Origin of the sequence: Hymenobacter sp. APR13 (genome assembly GCF_000737515.1) — a bacterium.
Taxonomy (GTDB): Bacteria; Bacteroidota; Bacteroidia; order Cytophagales; family Hymenobacteraceae; genus Hymenobacter.
On the sequence record NZ_CP006587.1, the window covers coordinates 955,176 to 978,454 of the forward strand.

The 23,279-nt window shown below is 64.6% G+C and carries 20 protein-coding genes; 11 read left to right on the top strand and 9 right to left on the bottom strand.

The window, feature by feature from the left end; translation table 11 throughout:
* Positions 1–4: 4 nt before the first annotated feature.
* From N008_RS04020 to N008_RS04030, 3 genes are all read left to right on the top strand, one after another.
* Positions 5–2,311 (top strand): xanthine dehydrogenase molybdopterin binding subunit, encoded by a 2,307-nt coding sequence (locus N008_RS04020; protein ID WP_044013926.1) that lies wholly within the window; start codon positions 5–7, stop codon positions 2,309–2,311.
* Positions 2,272–2,754, top strand: a complete 483-nt coding sequence (locus tag N008_RS04025; RefSeq protein ID WP_044013927.1) for a hypothetical protein — start codon at positions 2,272–2,274, stop codon at positions 2,752–2,754. Before N008_RS04020 ends, N008_RS04025 begins: the two co-directional genes overlap by 40 nt.
* 161 nt (positions 2,755–2,915) lie before the next feature.
* Positions 2,916–3,908, top strand: coding sequence for an XdhC family protein (locus tag N008_RS04030; protein ID WP_052381174.1), 993 nt, complete (start codon positions 2,916–2,918; stop codon positions 3,906–3,908).
* Between the two features lie 157 nt (positions 3,909–4,065).
* Here the strand turns inward: N008_RS04030 and N008_RS04035 are convergent, their stop codons facing one another.
* From N008_RS04035 to N008_RS04070, 9 genes are all read right to left on the bottom strand, one after another.
* Complete coding sequence (locus N008_RS04035; protein WP_197062946.1) at positions 4,066–4,665, bottom strand: DUF4136 domain-containing protein; 600 nt, start codon at positions 4,663–4,665, stop codon at positions 4,066–4,068.
* Between the two features lie 104 nt (positions 4,666–4,769).
* Positions 4,770–5,363 (bottom strand): hypothetical protein, encoded by a 594-nt coding sequence (locus N008_RS04040; protein ID WP_156109000.1) that lies wholly within the window; start codon positions 5,361–5,363, stop codon positions 4,770–4,772.
* A 10-nt stretch (positions 5,364–5,373) separates the two neighbouring features.
* Positions 5,374–5,943, bottom strand: a complete 570-nt coding sequence (locus N008_RS22965; protein WP_156109001.1) for a hypothetical protein — start codon at positions 5,941–5,943, stop codon at positions 5,374–5,376.
* Between the two features lie 128 nt (positions 5,944–6,071).
* Positions 6,072–6,524 carry a GNAT family N-acetyltransferase gene (locus N008_RS04045; RefSeq protein WP_044013933.1) on the bottom strand — a complete coding sequence of 151 codons (453 nt, stop codon included), beginning with the start codon at positions 6,522–6,524 and terminating at the stop codon, positions 6,072–6,074.
* A 42-nt stretch (positions 6,525–6,566) separates the two neighbouring features.
* Complete coding sequence (locus N008_RS04050; protein WP_044013935.1) at positions 6,567–6,830, bottom strand: hypothetical protein; 264 nt, start codon at positions 6,828–6,830, stop codon at positions 6,567–6,569.
* Positions 6,831–6,935: 105 nt separating this feature from the next.
* Complete coding sequence (locus tag N008_RS04055; protein ID WP_044013937.1) at positions 6,936–7,196, bottom strand: hypothetical protein; 261 nt, start codon at positions 7,194–7,196, stop codon at positions 6,936–6,938.
* Positions 7,197–7,402: 206 nt separating this feature from the next.
* Positions 7,403–7,939, bottom strand: a complete 537-nt coding sequence (locus N008_RS04060) for a hypothetical protein (protein WP_044013939.1) — start codon at positions 7,937–7,939, stop codon at positions 7,403–7,405.
* A gap of 165 nt (positions 7,940–8,104) precedes the next feature.
* The gene (locus tag N008_RS04065) at positions 8,105–8,551 is read right to left on the bottom strand and encodes a hypothetical protein (protein ID WP_156109002.1); all 447 of its coding nucleotides are present in this window, start codon (positions 8,549–8,551) and stop codon (positions 8,105–8,107) included.
* A 77-nt stretch (positions 8,552–8,628) separates the two neighbouring features.
* Positions 8,629–10,512, bottom strand: a complete 1,884-nt coding sequence (locus N008_RS04070) for an ABC transporter ATP-binding protein (protein WP_044018292.1) — start codon at positions 10,510–10,512, stop codon at positions 8,629–8,631.
* Positions 10,513–10,640: 128 nt separating this feature from the next.
* Between N008_RS04070 and N008_RS04075 the strand changes: the two genes are divergently transcribed.
* From N008_RS04075 to N008_RS04105, 8 genes are all read left to right on the top strand, one after another.
* Complete coding sequence (locus N008_RS04075; protein WP_081910601.1) at positions 10,641–11,804, top strand: FG-GAP-like repeat-containing protein; 1,164 nt, start codon at positions 10,641–10,643, stop codon at positions 11,802–11,804.
* Positions 11,686–12,699, top strand: a complete 1,014-nt coding sequence (locus N008_RS22255; RefSeq protein WP_071884482.1) for an FG-GAP-like repeat-containing protein — start codon at positions 11,686–11,688, stop codon at positions 12,697–12,699. The genes N008_RS04075 and N008_RS22255 overlap by 119 nt, the downstream gene beginning before the upstream one ends.
* Positions 12,700–12,708: 9 nt before the next feature.
* Positions 12,709–13,779, top strand: coding sequence for an FG-GAP-like repeat-containing protein (locus N008_RS04080; RefSeq protein ID WP_044013945.1), 1,071 nt, complete (start codon positions 12,709–12,711; stop codon positions 13,777–13,779).
* A gap of 109 nt (positions 13,780–13,888) precedes the next feature.
* Positions 13,889–15,466, top strand: a complete 1,578-nt coding sequence (locus tag N008_RS21290) for a hypothetical protein (RefSeq protein WP_052381175.1) — start codon at positions 13,889–13,891, stop codon at positions 15,464–15,466.
* A gap of 66 nt (positions 15,467–15,532) precedes the next feature.
* Positions 15,533–16,723: an MFS transporter gene (locus N008_RS04090; RefSeq protein WP_044013946.1), complete on the top strand. Its 1,191-nt coding sequence runs from the start codon at positions 15,533–15,535 to the stop codon at positions 16,721–16,723.
* A gap of 210 nt (positions 16,724–16,933) precedes the next feature.
* The gene (locus N008_RS04095) at positions 16,934–18,958 is read left to right on the top strand and encodes a DUF3857 domain-containing protein (RefSeq protein WP_044013948.1); all 2,025 of its coding nucleotides are present in this window, start codon (positions 16,934–16,936) and stop codon (positions 18,956–18,958) included.
* A gap of 45 nt (positions 18,959–19,003) precedes the next feature.
* Entirely contained in the window at positions 19,004–21,028 is a 2,025-nt protein-coding gene (locus N008_RS04100) for a DUF3857 domain-containing protein (RefSeq protein WP_081910602.1), read from the top strand.
* A gap of 186 nt (positions 21,029–21,214) precedes the next feature.
* Positions 21,215–23,275: a DUF3857 and transglutaminase domain-containing protein gene (locus N008_RS04105; RefSeq protein ID WP_081910603.1), complete on the top strand. Its 2,061-nt coding sequence runs from the start codon at positions 21,215–21,217 to the stop codon at positions 23,273–23,275.
* The last annotated feature ends 4 nt before the right edge of the window (positions 23,276–23,279 follow it).

A 23,279-nucleotide genomic window follows, 5' to 3' on the forward strand; every position in this document is an offset into this window, starting at 1 on the left:
GCATATGAACCACCTCGACCCCAACCGCCACGTGCGCGGCGAATCGCAGTACCTCGACGACGTGCCCGTGCAGCAGGGCACCCTGTACGCGGCCGTGTTTGAAAGCCCGCTGGCCCACGGCGTGCTCCGCCGCCTCGATTTCAGCGCCGCGCTGACGGCACCCGGCGTGGCCCGCGTACTCACGGCCCAGGACATTCCCGGCATCAACCAGATTGGCGGCATTGTGGCCGATGAGCCGCTGCTGGCCGAGGGGCACGTGCATTTCCGGGGGCAGCCGGTGGCGCTGGTGCTGGCCCGCACCGAGGTGCAGGCCCACGCCGCCCTCAAGCTCATTAAGGTTGAAATCGACCCACTGCCCGTCATCACCGACCCGCGGGTGGCGGCCGCGCAGGGCGAGCTGATTGTGCCGCCGCGCACCTTCAAAATCGGCGATTCGGCGGCGGCCTGGGCTTCGTGCGCGCACGTGTTTGAGGGCGTGGCCGAGAGCGGCGGGCAGGAGCATCTGTACATCGAAACGCAGGGCGCCTACGCCTTCCCTACCGAGATGGGCGGGGTGCGGATGATTTCCTCGACGCAGGGGCCGACGGCCGTGCAGCGCCACACGGCCCACGTGCTGGGCCTGGGTATGCACCAGGTGGAAGTGGACGTGACGCGCCTCGGCGGCGGGTTCGGCGGCAAGGAAGACCAGGCCACGCCCTGGGGCGCGCTGGCCGCGCTGGGCGCCTTCGTCACCAAGAAGCCGGTGAAGCTGGTGCTCGACCGCATGGCCGACATGCGCATGACCGGCAAGCGCCACCCCTACTCGTCCGATTTCAAAATCGGCTTCGATGCCAACCTGAAAATTGTGGCCTACGAAGTCACCTTCTACCAGAACGCGGGCGCGGCGGCCGACCTCTCGCCGGCCGTGATGGAGCGCACGCTCTTCCACGCCACCAACGCCTATTTCGTGCCCAATGTGACGGCCACGGCCTTTTCGTGCCGCACCAACCTGCCGCCCAACACGGCCTTCCGGGGCTTCGGCGGGCCGCAGGGTATGTTCGTGATGGAGTCGGCGCTGGCCAAGGCGGCCGAGGAGCTGGGCGTGCCCACCCACGAGTTGCAGCGCCGCAACCTGCTGCGCGAAGGCGACCTGTTCTCGTACCGACAGGCGGCCGAAATGTGCCACGCCGAGCAGGCCTGGGACACGGCCGCCCGCGAGTTCGACCTGGCCGGCATGCGGGCCGAAGTCGAGCAGTTCAACCAAACCAATAAGCTGAAGAAGAAGGGCTTCGCGGTGATGCCCATCTGCTTCGGTATCTCGTTCACCAAAACGCCCATGAACCAGACGCGGGCGCTGGTGCACATCTACTCCGACGGCTCGGTGGGCATCAGCACGGGCGCGGTGGAGATGGGCCAGGGCGTGAACACGAAAATCGCGCAGGTGGCGGCCCGCACGCTGGGCATCTCGATTTCGCGCATCAAAATCGAAACCACCAACACCACCCGCGTGGCCAACACCTCGCCCAGCGCCGCCAGCGCCACCGCCGACCTCAACGGCAAGGCCACCGAAATGGCCTGCGCCGCTCTGCGCAAGCGGCTGCTGGAGCACGCCAGCACCGAGTACACGCTCAACTACGAGGGCCTCGAAATCCACGACGAGCAGGTGTTGGCCGCCGGCGTGCCCGCCGATACCAACTGGGAGAAGCTGGTGTCGTCGGCGTTCTGGAAGCGCGTGGCCCTCACCGAAAACGCCCACTACGCCACCCCCGACCTGCATTTCGACGCCACCGTGAACCAGGGCCACCCCTTCGCCTACCACGTGTACGGCACGGCCCTCACCAGCGTGACGGTGGACTGCCTGCGCGGCACCTACACCGTGGATGCCCTGCGCATTGCCCACGATTTCGGCCAGAGCTTCAACGAAGTCATCGACCGGGGCCAGATTGAGGGCGGCGCGGTGCAGGGCATCGGCTGGATGACCATGGAAGAAGTGGCCTACAACGCCGAGGGCCGCCTGCTCAGCAACTCGCTCAACAGCTACAAAATCCCCGACATCTACGCCGCCCCCCGGGTGCTCGACGTGCATTTCCTCGACACGCCGGGCCACCCCAAGGCCATCCTGCGCTCCAAGGCCGTGGGCGAGCCGCCGCTCATGTACGGCATCGGCACCTACTTCGCCCTGCGCGACGCGGTGCGGGCCTTCCAGGGCCACACGGCGCTGCCGTTTTCCGCGCCGCTCACGCCGGAAAAGGTGCTGCTTTCTCTTTATCCTGACTCCGAATCTGTTCCGGCTTGGAAATCCAGCTCCGCAACCACCTCCGTGGCCTCGTAATCTACGCGGCCGGCGACACGGCCGCGGCGCTGCTGCTGCACCAGTTTTCCTGGAGCCGGCTGGCCGGGATGGCGCTGGTGGGCGGCACGCTCTACTCGCTGGAAGTGCCGGCCTACTTCCGCTGGATTGACCGGCAGGTGCCGCCCGCGCCCGGTCTGCGGCGGCGGCTGACGCGGGCGGCGCTGTCGTTGCTCTACTTCAATCCGCTCTGGATTGCGCGGCACCTGCTGTTCATCAAGCTATTCTCGGGGCTGTGGCAGGAGGTGTCGTGGGGGCTACTGGCGGTGGCGGGCCGGTCGTTTCTGCTCAATATTCCGGTTTCGTTTACGGCCAACTACCTCATCCAGAACCATGTTTCGGTCCGCTGGCGCTTTGTGGCCAGCGCCTTGTTTTCGGGGCTGATGGCCGTGTACTACGCCCTGAGCGCCGTGTGGCTGACTTAGCGGTTGTTACCTTCCGGTCCGACGGCGGCAGCCGTCCGACCGGTTGCCGGGCGCGCCCCCGTACGACGCCACGACAACGTCAGCACGTGGCAACCGGTCGGACGGCTGCCGCCGTCGGACCGGAGCCATGGCAGCACTACCTTTCTAGCATTCTTCTTTCAGTGGCTTACCCCGATTATCCGTCGCCCATTTCCCACCCCAGCGCGCCGCGCGACCTGCCTGTGTGGGAGCACGCGGCGGCCAGTTTGCGGGCGGGGGTGCCTGTGGCGCTGCTGTGCGTGGTGCGCAGTGAGGGCTCCAGCCCCGGCCGGCAGGGCTTCAAGCTGAGCGTGACGGCCGCCGAAACTGTAGGCTCCATTGGCGGCGGCATCATGGAGCACAAGCTGGTGGAGCTGATGCGGGCCCGTCTGCAGCGCGGCCCCCACGCCCCCGAAATCCGGCGGCAGGTGCACCGAGCCCACTCCCCCACCGACCGCTCGGGCATGATCTGCTCGGGTGAGCAGGAGATTCTGCTGCTGCCGCTGCTGCCGCCGGATTTGGCCGCCGTGGAGGCCTGCGGGCAGTGCCTGCGCCACACCGGCAGCGCCGCCTGGGAAGCCTCGGCCAGCACCGGCCTGCGCCTGCTGCCAGCCCCCACCGACACGCACTACCACCCCGGCCCCGACTGGCACTACGTGGAGCGCCTCGGCTTCCGCGACCAGCTCACCATTGTAGGAGGCGGCCACGTGGCGCTGGCCCTTTCGCGGGTGATGAGCACCCTAGATTTCGGCCTGACGGTGCTCGACGACCGGCCCGAGCTGCCCACCCAGCTCCGCAACCACTACGCCCACCACCGCCGCACGGTGCCCTACGAGCAGCTGGTCCGCGAAGTGCCGACCGGCCCGCACCAGTACGTCGTGATTATGACCGTGGGCTACCGCACCGATGCCGTGGCCGTGCGCCAGCTTCTGCACCACCCGGTGCGCTACCTCGGCCTGATGGGCAGCACCGCCAAAATAGCGCACCTGCTCCAGGAGCTGCGCGCCGCCGGCCTCGACGAAACAGCGCTCAGCCGCCTCCACGCCCCCATCGGCCTGCCCATCCACAGCCGCACCCCCGAAGAAATAGCCATCAGCGTAGCCGCCGAGCTGATTCGGGTGCGAAATGGGGGTTGAGGTGACAGGTGACAGGTGACAAAATAAGAACGTCATTCCGAGCGGAGCGAGGAATCTCGCTAGTGTAGTAACTGATTCTACCACACTAGCGAGATTCCTCGCTCCGCTCGGAATGACGTTTTACTGGGAATGACGTTCTTATCTGTCGTTTTCGACCTCAATTCTCTGACATCTGGCTGCCTTCGAGGTAGCCTTCGGTGAAGACGCGGTACTGGTCGAAGATGGAGCGCACGGAGCGGCGCAGCACTAGCTCGCCCTGCGGGCCGTTGGGCACCGTGACGCCCGAGGCGTAGCCGTTCCAGACGGCGCGGTTGGTACGGTTGTCGATGAGGGTGATGAGCAGTGTGCCTTCGGCCAGCAGGATACGCTGGGGTTGGTAGCCCTGGCGGTTGTCGGCGGGCGTTTCCTCGTCTTCCACCTTCTCCTCCTTCACCCAGCGACTGATATCTTCTTGTAGGTAGCCCCGGAATTTCATGTCCCCTTCAAACACCCGGAAGTTCACCAGCAGGTCGGGGCGGCGCTTGTTGGATTTGTAGCCCTGCACCTTCAGGCGCGTCCGGATGGCGTCGCGGACGGCTTCGCCCAGCTTGCTGGAATCAGCGGCCAGCCCGTCGCCGGTGACGAACTCGTAGGTGCGGTAGCGGCGGAAGTTGCCGGTGTAGCTGTAGTCGGAATCGATGCGGGCCTGGCGGGCGGCAAAGCAGCCGGAAAGTGCCATGGCCAGGCCCATTCCCAGTAGCGTAAGAGTTGGTTTCATGCGTAGCGTTGAAATGGGTGACACCATTTTCAAGTTACGAAACTCCGGGCGGGTTAGCGCCTGATAGTCAGCGGGAAGCAGCCGTACAAAATTTTGGCATAGCCTCAGCGGCTCAGCTGCAGCACCGGCGTCTGGGCCGAGTACATTGTGCCATCGGCCAGCCGGTAGCGCACCACAAACTGCTGGGGGCCGGCCGCGGCGGGCGGCACCCGCAGCTGCAGTTGCGGCTCGGCACTGCGGCTGGCGCGGGCCGGTAGCGGCTGGCCGGTGTCGGCTTCCAGCAGCAGGTCGTTGAGGGAGGCCCCGGCCGGATGCTGCGCGTCATAGGGGTAGCGGCTGCGCAATACCACCGAATCGAGCACCTGCGGCGTGCCCAGGTAGCCGGGCGCGGGTGCGGGCGGGCAGGCGTAGGCGGCAGGCAGCAGCTGCCAGCGCCGAGCGGGCTGGTGGCCATAGTAGGTTTTCTGGAGCTGCACGGCCAGCCGCAGATCAGCAGCGGCCACCGGCTCGTTGTCGGCCAGAAGTTGGCCGGTGCGCTGACTACTGGCCACCAGCGCCACGGCCTGGGTGCGGTAGAAGCGCGGCACCGCGTCGTAGCGGCAGGCATCGTCTTCGTCGGCACAGGCGGGCAGCAATGCGGCTCCGGCCAGCGCTGCTGGCACCGCGGCCGCGGCCATCAAACATTTCTTAAGGCGCATGGTGGCCGGCTCAGGGCTGGATGGTGACAGGTACCGTTTCGGCGGTGTACACTTCGCCGTTGGTTTGGTGGTAGCGCACCCGGAACTGCTGCATAGCCGAACTAATAGGGGCTTGCGTGAACTGTAGATTAAGATCCTGTAGGTCTGTTATATGCTGTGGATCCTTCATCAAATCTGACAGCCGTTGGCTGCTCGCGTATCTGCCATCAAGCCGCAGAAGGCTATTGAGCGAAGTACCGGCCGGATGCTGTGCATCGAAGTCGTAACGGCTCGTAATTGTGATGGAATCAACCTGAGCCTCATAAGATGGCGAAGGGTAATCACACGCCATTGCTGAAAAGCCTCCAGTAGGAACCGGAACGACACTATACAGCCGTACGTTAAGGCGCATCAATAGCTTGAATTCTGCTACAGAAGCACTTTGGCCGGCCGTCAGCACCTGAACACTTGTGCCCGCACTATGCTGTAATGCCACAATTGTCAGCCCCGTGACGTCACCGAACTGCTCGTCAAAAGGGCCACATGTATCACAGGCCGGCAGGCCGATTATCGCCAGAGCACACAACAGCAGCTTTTTCATAGCAGATAGGTTGAAGTAGACAGTCATATGTCTTGTACCAGGTCAAGGTCTGCTCAACGTCAGGGTCCCTGGTAGCACGTATGGATGAGAGCTATTTGCTGGCAAAGGTTGCAAGGCTGCACTCCGCATCACGCCTTCAGCTCCTTTTCCAGCACAATCGTCAGCCCACGCGGGCCCTGCACCGTGCCGATGATGTCGAAGCCGTGGCGCAGGTTCAGGAGCAGCATAGCGCGCCAGCGGTTGTAGGTATGGGTGCGCACGGCACGGTAGCCCTGCACCCGGCACCAGGCGTGCTGGCGGTGCAGCAGCTCGGCGGCAATGCCCTGGCCCCGGAAATCGGGGCGGACGCCGCCCAGCCAGCTGTAGTAGTGGCCCGGCTGGCGTTCGTAGCCCAGCTTGCAGCCTACCAGCTGGTCGCCGGCGTAGGCCAGCCACGCCTGCACTGGCTGGCGCTGCTGCTGGTAGCGCAGGTCGGCGAGTAGCTCGGCCTCGGCGGCTTGTAAGGCAGTAGCCAGCAGCGCGGCAATAGTGGCCTGGGCTTCAGTGGAAATATCCGGGTGGAATAGATAAGTGGTTGTCATACCCGGAGGTTAGTTTGGTGCCGGTCGAGGCGGCGCTGGTAGCTACTGGATAGGCGGGCGGGCGGCTATTTCCTTGTTAATCTTGCTTAGCACGATGACGCTGGGCATCAGCGTGAGAAACATAGCCGGCAGCGTAGCCAGCAAGGCGTACTTCTTGCTGTTTATCGCCGCGTAGAGCACCATCACCAGGGCCACTACCATCACAATTCCGAGGCCGATAATGGCGCCCTTAAGCTTGTTTTTGCGGGAGTGCAGCTCGGCCAGGGTAAGCTGCGCGAGGTCTCCGCTGAGGCTGTTGTTTGCCATTTGATTTTCAGTGAAAGTTCAGACCGCCAGGAAACCCCGCACGCCCTTCGGGCCGGCCGCCGGTCGGGGCCCTGGCTACGGCGCAATATACAGCCGGCCCTATTCCTAGCGGCGGCGGCCGATTTCTGCCCGGATCTGCTGCAGTACCTGTTTCTGGGTCTGCGAATGCCGGTAAATCCCTACAATCAGGAGCAAGGGAATTGCGGTATACAGAAGCCCAAACCCGTTCCGCACCAGCCCATACCCCATAACTCCCAACAGAAATCCTATGGCGGCGGCAGCGAGGATTTCACTGCGCTTGAGCTTTTTTTCTTCACTCAGCATCTCTTCAAGGGTGAGTTTCGAGTAATCCTGCTGGGTCGGCATATGTGTTTGACACTTGATGGTAAACTGTGCGGTCAGTTAGTGCAGCTAAACCCGCACACCCGCAGCGCATGCCGACCTAAGTTGGGGCCGGCAATTCACTGTCGGGGCTTGCCGCAACATAACTCCGTTTTCTGAATACTCCGTCGGTATTGATAGACGCGCGGTAGCTGAATCATTATCTGCCACATGCCCTGCAGCGATTGTAGTCAGCGTAGTAGGTTCATTACTACTGTTTCGGCGGTATACACCTCGCCATTTGTCTGGCGATAATATACCCTAAATTGTTGCGGGCCAGAAGTGGCTGGGCGTTGCAAGAACCGGAAAGTATTCTGGTCTAAATCGACTGGATGGAACTGCTGTACATTCGTCAGACGTGCTTCTAAGTCCAGCAGGTCATTGAGGGAGGCACCGGCTGGGTGTTGCAGATCATAATCAAAGCGGCTGGTAACAACCACCGAATCGCCCCACTCGGTATAGTCAGGTGGTTTGCAATCAGCGAAGGTCCTGAATCCGCCTTGGGGCAGCTGAACGCCATAACCTCTGGTTTGCAAGGTACATTTCAGCTGTAGTGCAAGGGAATACACTGTCGCATTGGTTACTACCGGCTGCGTGCTACTGGTGTTTGCGACCAAAGATATTCCTTCCACATCCAGAAAGCGGCTGGTGCAGTAGGGCTCGTCGCAGCCGGGCATTATCCCGCTCACCATAAGTAGGAGCCCCAACGATACGGTCTTTATCTGCATAGCATCTAGCTTTAACTACTTGGATAGCAGCCTAAGTTGCCGAAACACACCCACATTCCCGGACTTAGCCAATCCCCCTACTGATACCCGGCGGCCTGTAGCCGGAACAGCTCGGCGTTGGACCGAAGCATATACGGTTCGCCAAACTGCAGTGAGCATGCATTTCTACTTGCTCAAAAAATCAAGCTCCTTCGCGTTAACCATCTTTTGGTACTGCTTAGGATTACCTTCTGCGTCAGTAAAACCAATAGTCACTCCATTGCTGCCTGTTGTGTACAACATCCGAAAATCCTTCTGTACAACGGATATTTCTTTAACGTAAGAAGCGGGCGTGTATTCCCAACCGCTAATGTTGTTATTCCCCCACTCAATTAGTCTTTTGAATTTATCTGAAGAAGCAGCAATTTCTACACTATCCGAGGAAGTGAAACCAGTTTTCTTATTCCTCTTATGAACAGTCAATTTTAACGGAGCATTTTTGTCTATATGATCATTTATATTCATATCGACCTCACAACCCATCACGACGAGTAGCAGAGGTAGCAGCAAAATATTTGTTATTGTTTTCATTGCTTGCTGGCCATATAGGATATAGCGTTTCTTTTTTTGCAAACTGTGCACTCCGGCGTAGGGCCGCAACCGTTGCCGCTTGCTTACCGAAAGTAGCCAACCAAATCGAAAGCATTACTCTATTGATACCCGGCAGCCTGCAGCCGGAACAGCTCGGCGTAGCGGCCGCCGCGGGCCAGCAGCTCCTCGTGGCTCCCGATTTCCTGGCACTGCCCGTTCTCGATGACCAGAATCCGGTCGGCCATGCGCACGGTGCTGAAGCGGTGGCTGATGAGCACGGCGGTTTTGCCCTGGGTCAGCTCCTTGAAGCGCTGGAACACCTCGTACTCGGCGCGAGCGTCGAGGGCGGCGGTGGGCTCGTCGAGGATGAGCAGCTGGGCGTCGCGCATATAGGCGCGGCCGAGGGCAATCTTCTGCCACTCGCCGCCGCTCAAATCCACGCCGCCGTTGAAGCGGCGGCCAATCATTTGCTCGTAGCCGCCGGGCAGCTTGGTAATAACGGAGTCGGCGAGGCTTTGGCGGGCGGCCTGCTCGATGCGAGGCTGGTTGCCTTGCTCTTCGATGCGGCCCACGGCCAGGTTCTGGCCGGCCGGCAACTGGAAGCGCACGAAGTCCTGGAAAATCACCCCGATTTCCTGGCGCAGCTCGGCCGGGTCGTAGTCGCGCAGGTCGTGGCCGTCGAGCAGGATACGGCCCTCGGTGGGGTCGTAGAGGCGGGAGAGCAGCTTGACGAGGGTGGTTTTGCCGGCCCCGTTTTCGCCTACCAGCGCCAGCTTTTCGCCGGCCTGCAGCTGAAAGCTGAGGTTGCGCAGCGCCCATTTATCGGTGTTGCGGTACTTGAAGCCCACATTTTCAAACGTAAACCCTTGCCGGATGGGCCGCGGAAACGGCAGCGGCTGCTCGCCGCCCGGCTCCTGCCGCACGATGCGCGGCCGCAGCGCGAAGAAGTCGAAAAAATCCTGCAGGTACAGCGCCCCTTCGGCCACGGCGCTAAAGCGGCTCAGAATGCCTTCGAGCAGGCCCCGCATGCGGGCAAACGAGCCCGCCAGAAACGTGAGCTGCCCGATGCTGACGCGCCCGCGCACCGTCTCGCTGATGATGTAGACGTAGGCCGCGTAGTAGCCGGCCGCGCCCACGGCCGCGAAGAACGCGCCCCAGCCGGCCCGCCGGATCACGAGGTCCTTGTTCTTCTGGTAGAAGTCGTCGGACAGGGTCCGGAACCGATCCACCAGAAAGCCCGACAGGCCGAAAATCTTCACTTCCTTGGCCGTTTCGTCGGAGGCGCCGGTCTGGCGCAGGTAGTCCAACTCGCGCCGCTCGGGCGTCCAGCCGTGCACCAGCGAGTAGCTGCGCTCGTTGAAGTGGCTTTCGCCCAGAAACGCCGGCACCACCGCCACCAACAGTAGCAGCAGCAGCCAGGGGTTGAAGGCGGTGAGGCCCACGGCCAGAAAGCCCATCGTAATGACGTCCTGGGCCTGGCTCAGCACCTGCGACATGAGCACGGTGCGTGAGAGAGTCTGGCGGCGGGCCCGCTCCAGCTTGTCGTAGAAAGCGCTGTCCTCGAACTGGTCGAGGTCCAGCCGGGCGGCGTGCTCCATCAGCCGGATGGAGCTTTGGTTAGCGAACAGGTCGCCGAGCAACGAGTCGAGCAGGGCCACGCCGCGGCCCAGGGCGTCGGAGAAGATGGCGAGGCCAAACTCCAGCGCCACCAGCGTAAGCACCGGTGTGAGCTGCCGCGCCTCCACGGGCTGGCCACTGAGCTGCACCACGCTGTCGAGAATCAGCTGGCCCACGTAGAGCATGGCCACCGGCAGGGCCGCCCGCAGCAAACGCAGCGCCATGTTGCCGAGGGCCAGCGCCGGGCTGGTCTGCCAGATCAGGCGCAGAAACGCGGGCAGGTTTTTGAGGGCCGAAAACCGCTCCCGCACCGTGAGGGCGGGCTTGCCGTCGGGGCGGGGCTTTTTGGCGGAAATCGTGGAAAAGAAAGAGTCGGAACGAGCCATAGGCCCCGTGTACGGCACACTTCGGGCCGGAGTGCGGCGGCGGCCGTTTTGGCAGTGGCGGGCGGGGCGCGGGCGGTAGTGTGCCAGGCACTCCCCTATATTTGATTTTCTGACTTCATCTATCCTCTATGCTTACACGCTTACCCCGCCTTATCCGCTTGCAGTCACTTCAAACCGGGCTTACGGCGGCCGGCCTGCTGCTGGCCGGCCACGCGCTGGCCCAGCCCACTATCCAGAGTCTGGCGCCGGCCCGCAATGCCCCGGCGGCCCGCGCCACAAGTGTGATCGTGCAGTTTTCGGAGACGCTACGGACCGGCTCGCAGCAGGCGTTGCGTGTGTACAGCGCGCAGGCCGGCGGCCGGCTGGCCGGCGTGGCCACTCTCAGCGGCAACCAGCTCAGTTTCACGCCCGGCACCCGGTTCAGAGCCGGCGAAAAGCTGTGGGCTACCGTGGATACGCTGGTGCGCAGCACCGCCGGCCGGGCTCTGGCCCGGCCGGCGGTGTGGCAGTTTTCAGCCGGTGGCGGCGGTACCGGTGCGTTTGGCGGCGGCAGCAGCAGCAGCATCAACACCAGTGGCCGCCTGCTGCTTAGCGGCGACGTGGACGGCAACGGCCACCTGGACGTCCTGACGCTCAACGACGCTCAGTCGGACCGGGATGGGCAGTTGGCGTTGCGTCTGAACAGCGGGCGGGGCGTGCTGGTGGCCGTGCCCGACCAGCCGCTGACCCGCCGGGCAATGGCCGCCACGCTGGCCGACGTGGATGAAGACCACGACCTGGATTTGGTGACGCTGGAACAGCCCACCGACGGCAGCAGCGGCTTCTACAACGTGTACGCCAACGACGGGCAGGGCCGCTTCGGGGGCGCGGGCAGCAGCAGCGGCGCGCTGGGCGGCCTCGCGGGCCGGGGTTTGGGGCTGGCCGACCTCAATGGCGACGGCCACCTGGATATGTTTTTCAGCTGCAACATGAGCGGCAGCGTGGGCGGCGGGGCCGTAGGAGTGCGCCTCAACAATGGCCGCGGCGCTTTTCCGGTGCAGTGGACCTACGCGCGCACTGGCCTGAGCACGGAGGCCACCGTGGCCGCCGCCGATATTGACAACGACGGCGACCTGGATGTGGTGGCCAGCCACAACGCTGCACAGAGCGTGATACCCGTTTTTCAACGGGGGCGTGGCCGGGCTGCTGCCAGCGCCGGCCGTGGCCGTGGGCGGCCAGCCGCAGGCCCTCGACCTGGCCGACCTCGACCTCGACGGCGACCTGGACCTGCTGTGCACCAACTTCAGCTATGACGGTGCCACGGTGGGCGTGCGCTTCAACAACGGCCAGGGCAGCTTCGGGAGCGGCTTCAACTACCCCATCGGCTCCATCAACAGCACGATGCCCTGCGTGGCCGCCAACGACCTCGACGGCGACGGCGACCTGGATTTGCTGCTGGGCAACAACCAGGACCGGCGGGTGCTGATTCGCCTGAATAATGGCCGCGGCGAGTTCCGCGACGGCACCCCGCTCACGCTAACCCAGCCGCCCCACGCCCTCGTTCTGGCCGACCTCGACGACGACGACGATGTGGATCTGCTGGGCCTGGGCCACTCCCAGGTGCAGTGGCAGCTCAACAATGGCACCGCGTTGCCGACCATCAGCCTGACGGCCTTCTCGCCGGCCCCCAACCGGCCGGCCGCCCGCACCACAACGGTAGGCGCCACGCTTTCGGGGCCGGTGGGCAGCGCGCCCGCCAACCAATTGCACGTGTATGGCCGCTACTCGGGGCGGCAGCTGGGCACCACCACGGCCAGCGGCAGCACGCTCACCTTCTCTGCGGCCCGTCCCTTCCAGGCCGGCGAGCCGCTGACGGCCATCATCCCGACGGGCGTGCGGGGCAGTGCCGGCCTGCCGCTGGCCCGCCCGGCGGTTTGGCAGTTCACGGCCGCCGCGGGCGGCTCCGGCGCCTTCACGCCGGGCTTCAGCCAGACGTACGGCTACGCCCACCCCATGCGCCTGCGCCTGGCCGACATCGACGGCGACACCGATCTGGACCTCGTTACGGAATTTTACGTGGGCACCGCTACCCTTTCGTCGCCGCTGCTGGTGTGCCTGAACAATGGCGCGGGGCAGTTTGGCAGCCCGGTGCCGCTGCTGCCGGGCAGCGTGCAGGTGTGGGGCTTCGAGCTGGCCGACCTCGACTAGGATGGCGACGTGGATTTTGTGGGCCAGACCATTACCGACATGTCCTCGGGCTTTCCCCGCAACGAAACCACCGTCTGGCTCAACGATGGCCGCGGCACCTTCAGCCGCCAGGAACGCCTGCGCAACTCGTTCGGGACCAGTTTCGCCGTGGGCGACGTGGACGGCGACGGCGACCTGGATGTGGTGGACGGCAGCGTGCACTTCAACGACGGCCGCGGCAGCTTCAGCAGCTCCGGCAACCTGGCCGGCTCCAGCTCCGCTTTCACCGTGCGCGGCTGCGCCCTGGCCGACCTCGACAACGACGCCGACCTGGATGTGCTGGTGTCGGAGGATACGTTCGGGGTAAGCTGGTTTCGCAACGATGGCACGGGCAGCTTTTCAACCAAGCTCTTCCTGGGCAGCAGCAGCGCCGTGGAGTTTCCGCTGCAGGACCTCGACGGCGACGGCGACCTGGATATGCTGTGGGGCTCCTCGGTAATGGCCAACGACGGCCAGGGCAACTTCACCAAGGGGCCAGGCTTTGCGTTCAACAGCCCGTTTGAAGCCAACTCCGAGCCGATTGGGGATATCGACGGCGACGGCGACATTGATGCGCTGACGGCGTCTGGCAGGATGGAGCTGCGCCTGTACACCAACAACGGCCGCGGCATGTTCAGCGAAGCCGCCCCGCTGTTTTCCACCATCCTGGGCCTGTCCGCCAACCTGACAGCCAGCGGCGACCTGGACAACGACGGCGACCTGGACCTGGTGGTGCTGTATCGGGAATCTCAGGGTGTGAGCGGCTGGCGCGTGTTTCTCAACCGCAACGCCCTGCCGGTGGCCAGCGCAACAACTGCTCAGCAACTGAGCGTGTGGCCGGTGCCTGCTGCTGCCGGGGCTGTGCTGCAGGTTCGGGTGCCGGGCCATACCGGCGCGGCCGTGGCTACGCTGCACACGCTCACCGGGCAGGTGGTGCGGTCGGTGCCGTTCAGTGGCGCAGCCCTGGCCCTGCCCACGGCGGGCCTGCCCGCGGGCTCGTATCTGCTCAGCCTGGAAGGCGCCGCGCCGGGCCGGCTGGTGCGGCGCGTGGTGCTGGAGTAGGACGCGCAGACGGCAAAGACCAATCCTGACGAAGTACGGCGGGCGGCAACGGGGTTCTGTTGCCGCCCGCCGTACTTTTACGCTGTTTTCCGTCGTTTCTTCTGCCGCCATGCTGCACTGCCTTCTGTTTGAACCTTACGCCAGCGCGGCCGCCGAAACCCGCGCCGAGGCCCTGCAGGAAAGCCTCACGGGGCTCGGGGAAGGCGTGCTGCTGCTGAACCTGGCCCTCGACGACGAGCTGCTGGATGCCGTGCTGCTGCTGCCGCGAGGCGTGGCCGTGCTGCAGCTGCTACCCGGCGGCCGCCACCTCAGTGCCGACCACCTCACGCACGGCCCCTGGCTGCTCGACGGCCAGCCGATACCCGGCTTTTCCGGTTCCGACAACCCATATCAGCAACTGCAGCGGCAGCGGCCGGCGCTGGCCGCCTGGCTGGCCGGGCAGCCGCTGCTGCCGACTATTGCGCCCGACTCCATCGGGGCTATGGCGGTTTTCCAAGAGTTGCTGCACATCGAAAGCGGGCTGGCAGAACAACTGCACAAGTTGCCCGTCGAAGACCGGTTTCAGCTGGTGCACCAGCCGCAGTCAGTGCTGCGGGACTTTCAGCAGCTGCCAGCGGATAAGCCGCAGCCGCTGCCGGCCGACACGCTCGATGCCTGGGCCACGGCGCTGCTGCAGCCGGATGAAGATGACACGTCGGCGTCCGGCACTGACTTGCCTGCCGACGACACTGACGACCTGCTGACCCGCAAAGCGCGGCAGTTGTGGCGCTGGCTGGGAGCTGAAGACGTGCCCGCCGACCCGCCCTACGGGGCCACCGCGCCGCCCGTCGCCCCCGATGCCCTGGCCGACAGCCAGCAGGAAAAAGCCCGGCTGGAGCAGATCCGGCAGCAGATTCGGGCCGAAGTGAGCGAGCAGACCCAGGCCCTGCAAACCCGCGAAGCCGCCCGCGACCAGACCATTGCCCAGCTCCGGCAGCAGCTGGCCGAAGCCTCTGCCGCCGCCCCCGAAACCGCCCGCCTGCAAGCCCAGCTCGCCGCCGAAGCCCACGAAAAAGCGGCGCTGGAAGCTGCCATCCAGGCGGCCCGCGCCGAGTCGGACGCCCGCAACCGCGACCTGGACGCCCGGATTCAGCAGCTCAGTCAGCAACTGCAGCAGCTGCAAGCCCGGCCCGTGGCGGCTCCGGCTCCGGCTCCGCTGCCCGCCGCACCGGCTCCGGCGCGACCAGTGCCGCCCGCCGCAGCCAGCACCTCGGCACTCACCAGCGCTCCGGCCCGGGCGGCAGCGCCGGCGGCACGCCCCGCCACCCGGCGGCCGGCACCAGCACCGGCGCCGGCTACCTGGCGGCTGCAGTGGCCGCGCGTGGCGCTGGCCGGGGCCGTGGCCCTGCTGGCGGGAGCTGGCATCTGGGGCGCGGCGCAACTGCCCGGCCTGCTGCGCAAACCCGCCGCAGCCCCGGCAGCCGCGCGCCCAGCTTCCCGCCCGGAGCCCGACGACAACACCGAGGCCGCCGCCCCCACCCTGTTCGATATCCAACCCGACACCATCCGGCTAACGGCCGCCGAGGACGCCGCCGTCGACTCCCTGGCAGCTGCGGAGGAACTGGAGCAACTCGCCGCCGATCCGTCGGGGCCAGCGTCGGCAGCCGAGGTGATGGACACGCTGGCCGCGCCCCCCGACGACCTGTAGGGCCCGACGGCCAAATACCGGTTGGCAGCATGGCGCACCCGCGCCGGGGCCGTACCTTTGCCGGCCATGCCCGCTACCACCCCTCGTACTTACAGTGCCGGCTTCTGGCTGATGTGCCTGTCGTCGTTCTTCTTTTTCATGAGCTTCAACATGCTGCTGCCCGAGCTGCCCGCGTACCTCACGCGGCTGGGCGGCGGCGAGTATAAGGGCTTCATCATTGCGCTGTTTACGCTCACGGCCGGCCTCTCGCGCCCGTTCAGCGGCAAGCTAGCCGACACCGTGGGCCGCATTCCGGTGATGGTATTCGGCTCGCTGGTGTGCTTTATCTGCGGCTTCTTTTACCCCTGGACCACCACCGTGGCGGGGTTTCTGGGGCTGCGGCTGCTGCATGGCTTCAGCACCGGCTTCAAGCCCACCGGCACCGCCGCTTTCATCGCCGACATCATTCCGCTGGAACGCCGCGGCGAGGCCATGGGCCTGCTGGGCGTGGCCGGCTCGCTGGGCATGGCCGCCGGCCCTGCCCTAGGCCCGCTCATCACGGCGGCTACCTCGCTCAATACGCTGTTCTACTGCTCGTCGGGGCTGGCGCTGCTGAGCTTGGCGGTGCAGGGCACCATGACCGAAACCCTGCCTCAGGCCCAGCGCCAGAAGTTCAGCTGGAGTCTGCTGCGCCTGAACTGGAGCGAAGTGCTGGAGCCGCAGGTGCTGGCCCCGGCCCTCGTGACGCTGCTGTGTTTGTTCCCGTTCGGGGCCATCCTGACGGTGGTGCCCGACCAGAGCGAGGCGCTGGGACTGGCCGACCACAGCAAGGGCCTGTTTTATACCTGCTACACGCTGGCCTCGCTGGTGGTGCGCCTGCTGGCCGGCCGCGCCTCCGACAAATACGGCCGGGTACCGGTGCTACGCTGGTCTACGGCGCTGCTGGCCGTGTCGCTGGGCATGATGACGCTGGTGGAGCACTCGGTGCCGCTGTTTCTGGGCTCGGCGGTGCTGTTTGGGTTTGCTACGGGCCTCAACTCGCCCACGCTCTACGCCTGGACCATCGACCTGAGCCACCCCGAGCGGCGCGGGCGGGCCGTGGCCACCATGTACATTGCCCTGGAAGCCGGCATCGGGCTGGGCGCGCTGCTGGGCGGCTGGCTGTTCAGCAACCAGATTTCGCGCCTGCCCTACGTGCATGCCATGAGCCTGGCACTGGTACTGGGGGCGCTGCTGTATCTGCTGGTGGGCGTGCGCAAGCAACAGCCGGTGGCGTAGGGAGTACCAGGTATTGAGTACCGAGTATTTAGTATTGAACATTCATTATCTCAATAACCAATTACTCTACAGATACTTATACAAAATGATAATACTTGCTACTCAATACCTGCTACTCAATTCCTACCGACTGGCTGCTATATTTGGAGAGTGCAAAATAGTGCCGACAGTGTTCTGGCTGGCTCATATCCTTTACCTATCTCTTATCCCATGTTGCTTCGCGTAGTGCGCCGTTTGGCGCTGCCAGGCCTGGCCCTGCTGCTGGCGGGCCCAATCAGTGCCCAGAAACTACTGCCCCCACCCATCAAGTTCGGCAGCGTTACCAAGGACGACTTCACCCCGACGGCCGCGGCCGATTCGGCGGCGGCAGAGGTTATGTGCGATTTTGGGCAGTCGCGGATTGTAGGCGCGCAGGATGGCTTCGAGCTGTTGTTTGAGCGGACTTCCCGCCTGCGCATCCACCGCAAGGCCGGCTACTCCTACGCCACGGTGCAGGTGCCGCTCTATCACCGCGACGGTACCCAGGAAAAGCTGATGCAGCTCAAAGGCTTCACCTACAACCTGGAGCCGGGCACCGGCAAGCTGCTCAAAACGCCTATGCGCACCGAAGCAGTGTTCAGCCGCAAAAGATCGGAGTACGTCGACGAATACGCCTTCACGCTGCCCGACGTGCGCGAAGGCTCCATTCTGGAGTTTACCTACACGGTGCGCTCCGGTTTCCTGAATAACCTGCAGGACTGGCAGTTTCAGCAGTCGATTCCGGTGCGCTGGAGCGAGTATCGGGCGGTGCTGCCCTCTTTTTTTCGCTACAAGGAAGTCAGCCACACCTACTGGCCGTTTGCGTTCGATGAAAGCACTGTGCAGCCCTACACCACGGCCTACAGCCAAAGCCCCCCTGATAGCCACGGCAAGTCCGTTAATCAGGAGCGCAGCGTCAGCATCAGCACGCAGGCAGTACACCGCCGCTGGGTGCTGAAGGACGCCCCCGCTTTCCGCCAGGAACCCTTCCTGACCACGCCCGAAGACTATCTGAGCCGGGTGGACTTTGAGCTGGAGCGGATTCAGTTCCAGCCCAACACACCGCCCAGGTACCTGGCGGGCACCTGGCCTGAGATAGAGCAGGAACTGCTGAAGAACAAGAATTTTGGCGGCTACCTGGATCAGTCTACGCCCCTGACCAGCGCCGCCACCGCCCTGCGCACCACCCACCCCGACCCCGCCGCCCGTGCCGCCGCCGCCCGGGCTTTGGTGCAGCAAGTCGTAGGCTACACCGGCGAAAACCGGCTCTATGCCTTTGAAACCCCAAAAAAGGTCTGTGAGCGGCGCCACGGCAGCGCCGCCGAAGTGAACCTGCTGCTGATCCGCACCCTGCGCGACGCCGGCCTGGAGGCCCAGCCGCTGCTGCTTAGCACCCGCGACAATGGCCGGGTGCAAACCGAGCTGCCGGTGCTCACCCAGCTCAACTACCCAATAGCCTACGTGCCCGGCCTGCCCGCGGGCCAGCAGCTGCTCGATGCCACCGACCCGACTTTGCCGGTGGACATGCTGCCCGAGCATTGCCTGAATGAGCAGGGCCGCCTGCTGGGCCCGACGGGCCGCTGGGTGCCGCTGGTAGCCACGCAGCCCCATCTGCAGTTCACGCGCGCCACCCTCCAGCTGGATGACGCCGGCGCGCTGGCCGGCACCATCCGGCAGGAATACGCCGGCTATGCTGCCTCGCCGGCTCGCCGGGCGGGGCCAGACCTGCTGGTAAAGTGGCAAAAAGACCATCCCGACTGGACGGTGAAGCGCCGGGAGGAAACGGCCACCGCCCCAGGCACCCCGCTGGTGCTGGCCCTCGATGCGCACCTGCCGGCCCCGGAAGCCGCGGGCCGTACCCTGTATGTGCGGCCGCTGCAGACGCTGGCCCCCACCGCTTCGCCGTTCCAGACCGAAGACCGGCGCTACCCGGTAGACCTGCCGGCCCCGCGCCGCGCCGAGTATCAGGTGACGCTAACCTTGCCACAAGGCTACACGGCCACCACGCTGCCGACTGATGCCAACCTGAGTCTGCCCGGCAACGGCGGCCGCTTTATCTATAGCATCAGCCAGCCAACCCCGCAAACCCTGGCCATTTCCAGCCGCCTGCTGCTCACCAAAACGCACTATCAACCCGAGGAATACGCCGCGTTGCGCGCCCTCTACGCCCAGGCCCTGGCCAAAATGGCCGAGCCGATTGTGGTGCAGAAGCCCTAAGCCCCCATACGCGCCGCTTTCCGGCTTCCCGCTGCATTTTCTGCTATGACAATATTTTTACGGCTACTGCTTGTGCTGCTGGGGGTCTTGGTGGTTGCCCCGGTCTTTGCCCAGCAGGCACCTGCCCCGCCCATCAGGTTTGGCAGCGTCCGGTCCACTGATTTCGTGCCGGCTCCGGCGGCTTCTGATACTGCCGCGGCCGTAGCCGAATACCTCTGCGACTACGGCACTTCCCGCCTGGTGGGCGGCCACGACAAGTTTCAGGTGCTATTCGAGCGTACCACCCGCCTGCAGATCCACCGCAAGGCCGGCTACGGCTACGCCACCGTGCGCGTGCCCCTCTACACCCGCGACGGCCAGTACGAGCGCCTCACCAACCTCAAGGGCAGCACCTACAACCTGCAGGACGGCCGGGTGATGCAAACCAAGCTGGCCGCCGACCCCGCTTTCCGCGAGCAGCTCGACAAAAACCACGTGCTGATGTCGTTTACCATGCCGGCGGTGCGGGAAGGCTCGATTGTGGAGTTCAGCTACACCATCACCTCCGACTTCATTTTCAACCTGCAGGACTGGCAGTTCGAGCACAGCATTCCGGTACGCTGGAGCGAGTACCGGGCCACGCTGCCGCAGTTTTACCAGTACAAAACCATCACGCGGGGCTACCTGCCGTTTGCCGTGAAGGAAGAAACGGTAGTGCCCTACACCACCACCTATTCCTCGCGCCCGCAGGGGCTGGCTCCCGGCCAGGATAGTCACTTGTCGGCCTACGCGCTGCAGCTGCGTTGGGTGATGAAGGACGTGCCGGCCTTCCGGACCGAGCCCTTCCTGACCACGCCCCACGACTACATGCGTAGCGTGCATTTCGAGCTGGCCGGCACCAACTTCACCGGCCACGACTACCAGGACGTTACGGGCAAATGGCCGGCCCTCTGGAAGGTTCTTGAGAAGGAAGATCATTTCGGCCTGCTGCTCAGTGGCCGCTCGCCGCTGGCCGCTGCCGCCGAAACCCTGCGCCAGCAGCACGATGACCCCAAAGACCGGGCGGCAGCCGTGCTGGCCCTGGTGCAGCGCACCGTGAAGCACAACGGCAAAATTGACCTGTTTGGCTCGCAGCCCGTGCGCCGCACGCTGGAGCTGCGCCTCGGCAACACCGCCGACGTAAACCTACTGCTGGTGAGCACCCTGCGCGCGGCCGGCCTGCCCGCCACGCCCCTGCTGCTGAGCACCCGCGGCCACGGCCAGATGCAGCAGCTGGTGCCGGCCCTCTCGCAGTTCAACTACGTAGCGGCCCACGTGCAGCTGCCCGACAGCTCCGACCTGCTGCTGGATGCCACCGAGCCCCAGCTGCCGGCGGGTTTGCTGCCCGAGCGCTGCCTCAACGGGCAAGGCTGCCTGGCCGACGCCTCCGGCCGCTGGCTCACGATCAGGCCGGCGGCGCGCCACCTGGAGTTCCGGACGGCCAAGCTGCATCTCACGGAGCAAGGCGCCCTCGATGGCAGCCTAAAGCTGGAGTACCAGGGCTATGCCGGCCTGGAAGCCCGGCGGAGTATCCGGCAGACCTCCGTGGCCGACTACCTGGCCAGCCTGCGGCAGCAGTGGACCGAATGGCAGCCCACGCCGCCCAAACTCCTCCTGTCCGACTCCGCCCAGGCAGCCGTGGCCGTAGAAATGGCTCTGCACCTGCCCGCCCCCAACAACCCACAGGCTACGCTGCTTTACCTGCCCGTTATGCGGCTGCTGGGCGCCGTTCCGTACCAGTTTCGTGCGCCCACCCGCCACTATCCGGTGGACTTTGCCATGCCCCACGAGTACACCTCCCTCGTGACGCTCACGCTGCCACCCGGCACCACGGTACAGGAGCTACCGGCCAGCGTGGTGCTGGCGCTGCCCAACGCCGGGGGCCGGTTTCAGTACCAGGTCACGCAGCTCAACCCGGAAACCGTACAGTTTATGGCCCGCCTGCAGCTCAGCCGCGCCGAGTACAGCCCAGCCGAATACGCCGCCCTGCGCGAGCTACACCAGCAGGCGGCTGCCAAGTGCGGAGAAATGCTGGTACTGAGCCGGAAATAGCCGTGCTTCATTATTTCTTCATCTGAATATTGGCAGATATTCTAAAAATGCGGAGCTTTAGAATTCCGTTATTCTGCCCCGCTACTTCCTGCCACCTGTTGCTATCCTTTTATCTTCTTTTTCCTGCTCCTGGTGGGAAGAAGCTGTGTGCCTGTTGAGCTTACTTTTTTCCTTTTATAGTTTACGATGCCAACACCTTTACTGCGCCGGCTTGTGCTGCTGGCAGTGCTGGGCAGCGCCGCCACGGTGCCCGCCCTGGGCCAGAACGAGCCCATTAAATTCGGCAAGCCCGACCTCAAAGATTTCGACCCAAAAAATTTCGTGGCCGACAGCGCCGCCGAAGCGGTGGTACTCTGCGACTTTGGCCGCTCCCGCTTCGAGGTAGGGCCTGCCGGTGAGGGGTTCCAGACCGTGTTTGAGCGGGTGACGCGCATCAAGATTCTACAGAAAGCCGGCTACGACTGGGCCACTGTGGAAGTGCCGCTCTACCACAAAAACAACAGCGAGGAAAAGCTTACCAACCTCAAGGGCTTCACCTACAACCTCGTAAACGGGGAAATTGTGAAGGAAAAGCTGGAAAGCTCCTCCGCTTTCCGCGAGGAGTCGGGGCCCAACACCACCACGCGTAAGTTCACGCTGCCCAACGTGCGCGAAGGCGCCGTGATTGAGTACAGCTACACTGTCGTGTCGGATTTCCTGTTCAACTTCCAAGACTGGCAGTTTCAGCAGTCGATTCCGGTGCGCTGGAGCGAGTACCGGGCCCAGATTCCGGAGTACTTCGACTACAAGACCATGATGCAGGGCTACCTGCCGCTGGCCGTGAGCGAGCATCCGCAGGGCGCCGGCCAGTACACGGTGCGCTGGAGCTCGTCCATTGAGCCCGGTATGAACGGCGGCCGCACGTCGGGCGGCTCTGAAACCGTAACGGCTCAGGTAACCAACCACCGCTGGGCGGTGCAGAACGCGCCGGCCTTCCGCGAAGAGCCGTTCATGACCTCCTCCCGCGACCATGTGGCGCGCATCGACTTCGAGCTGGCCGGCCTGCAGTGGCCCGGCCAGGGCTACCGCCCCATGACCAGCACCTGGCAGAGCATCAACGATGAGCTGCTCACGGCCGAAGGCTTCGGGGCGCAGCTGCGGCGGGCCGGCTTTCTGAGAGACAAGCTCACGCCGCTGCTGGCCCAGGAGAAAGACCCGGCGGCCCGCGTGGCTGCCGTGCACGCGCTGGTGCGCAGTGCCGTGAAATACGACGGCCACGACCAGCTCTACAGCTCCGGCTCGGTGCGCAAAGCCTACGACCAGCACCGCGGCAACGCCGCCGACGTAAACCTGCTGCTGATTGCGGCTCTGCGCGAGGCGGGCTTCCAGGCCAACCCCGTGCTGGTGAGCACCCGCGAGCATGGCGCCGTCAATGCCAACTACATGCCCATGCTTTCGCGCTTCAACTACGTGGTGGCACACGTGCCGCTGCCCGACGGCAAGGAAATGCTGGTGGACGCCACGGAGGAGCTGCTACCCTGCGGCATGCTGCCCACGCGCTGCCTCAACGGCCAGGGCCGCCTGATTATGCCCAACGCCGCGGAGTCGCGGTGGGTGAGCCTGCAGCCGACGCAGCGCCTGACCGAGTATCAGCAGATTCAGCTGGTGCTGGACGAGAAAGGCGGCTACACGGGCAAGGTGCACTCCGAGCACGGTGGCTACGCGGGCTCGGCCCAGCGCAGCCGGCTGCGCGAGAAAGGCGAAAAGAAGTTTGTGGAAGACCTGCTGACCGGCCGCGAGGGCTGGAACGTGAGCAAGTACCAGTTCGGCCAGCGCGAAGATCTGGCCAAGGCCCTGAGCTTCGACTACGAGCTGACGGCGGCCGGCGGCGACGCCCCGGCGGGCCTGCTGTACGTGCGGCCCCTGCAGCACTTCGGCAACAGCAAAAACCCGTTTGTGCACGAGTCGCGCCAATTTCCGGTGGACTTTGGCTGCCCCGTAGACGAAACCGTGGTGATGACCCTGACGCTGCCGGCCGGCTATGAAGTGGAAGAGCTGCCCAAGCCTACTTCCATCAGCCTGCCCGACAACGGCGGCCGCTTCCTGTTCCAGGCCCAGCCCGCCGCCGACGGCACCGTGCAGATGATGAGCCGTCTGAACCTGAGTCGCGCTGTGTACTCGGCCGAGGAGTACGCCAGCCTGCGCGAGTTCTACCGATTGGTAGTGGCCAAGCAGGCCGAGCAGATCGTTCTTAAAAAGAAGTCGTGAGCCG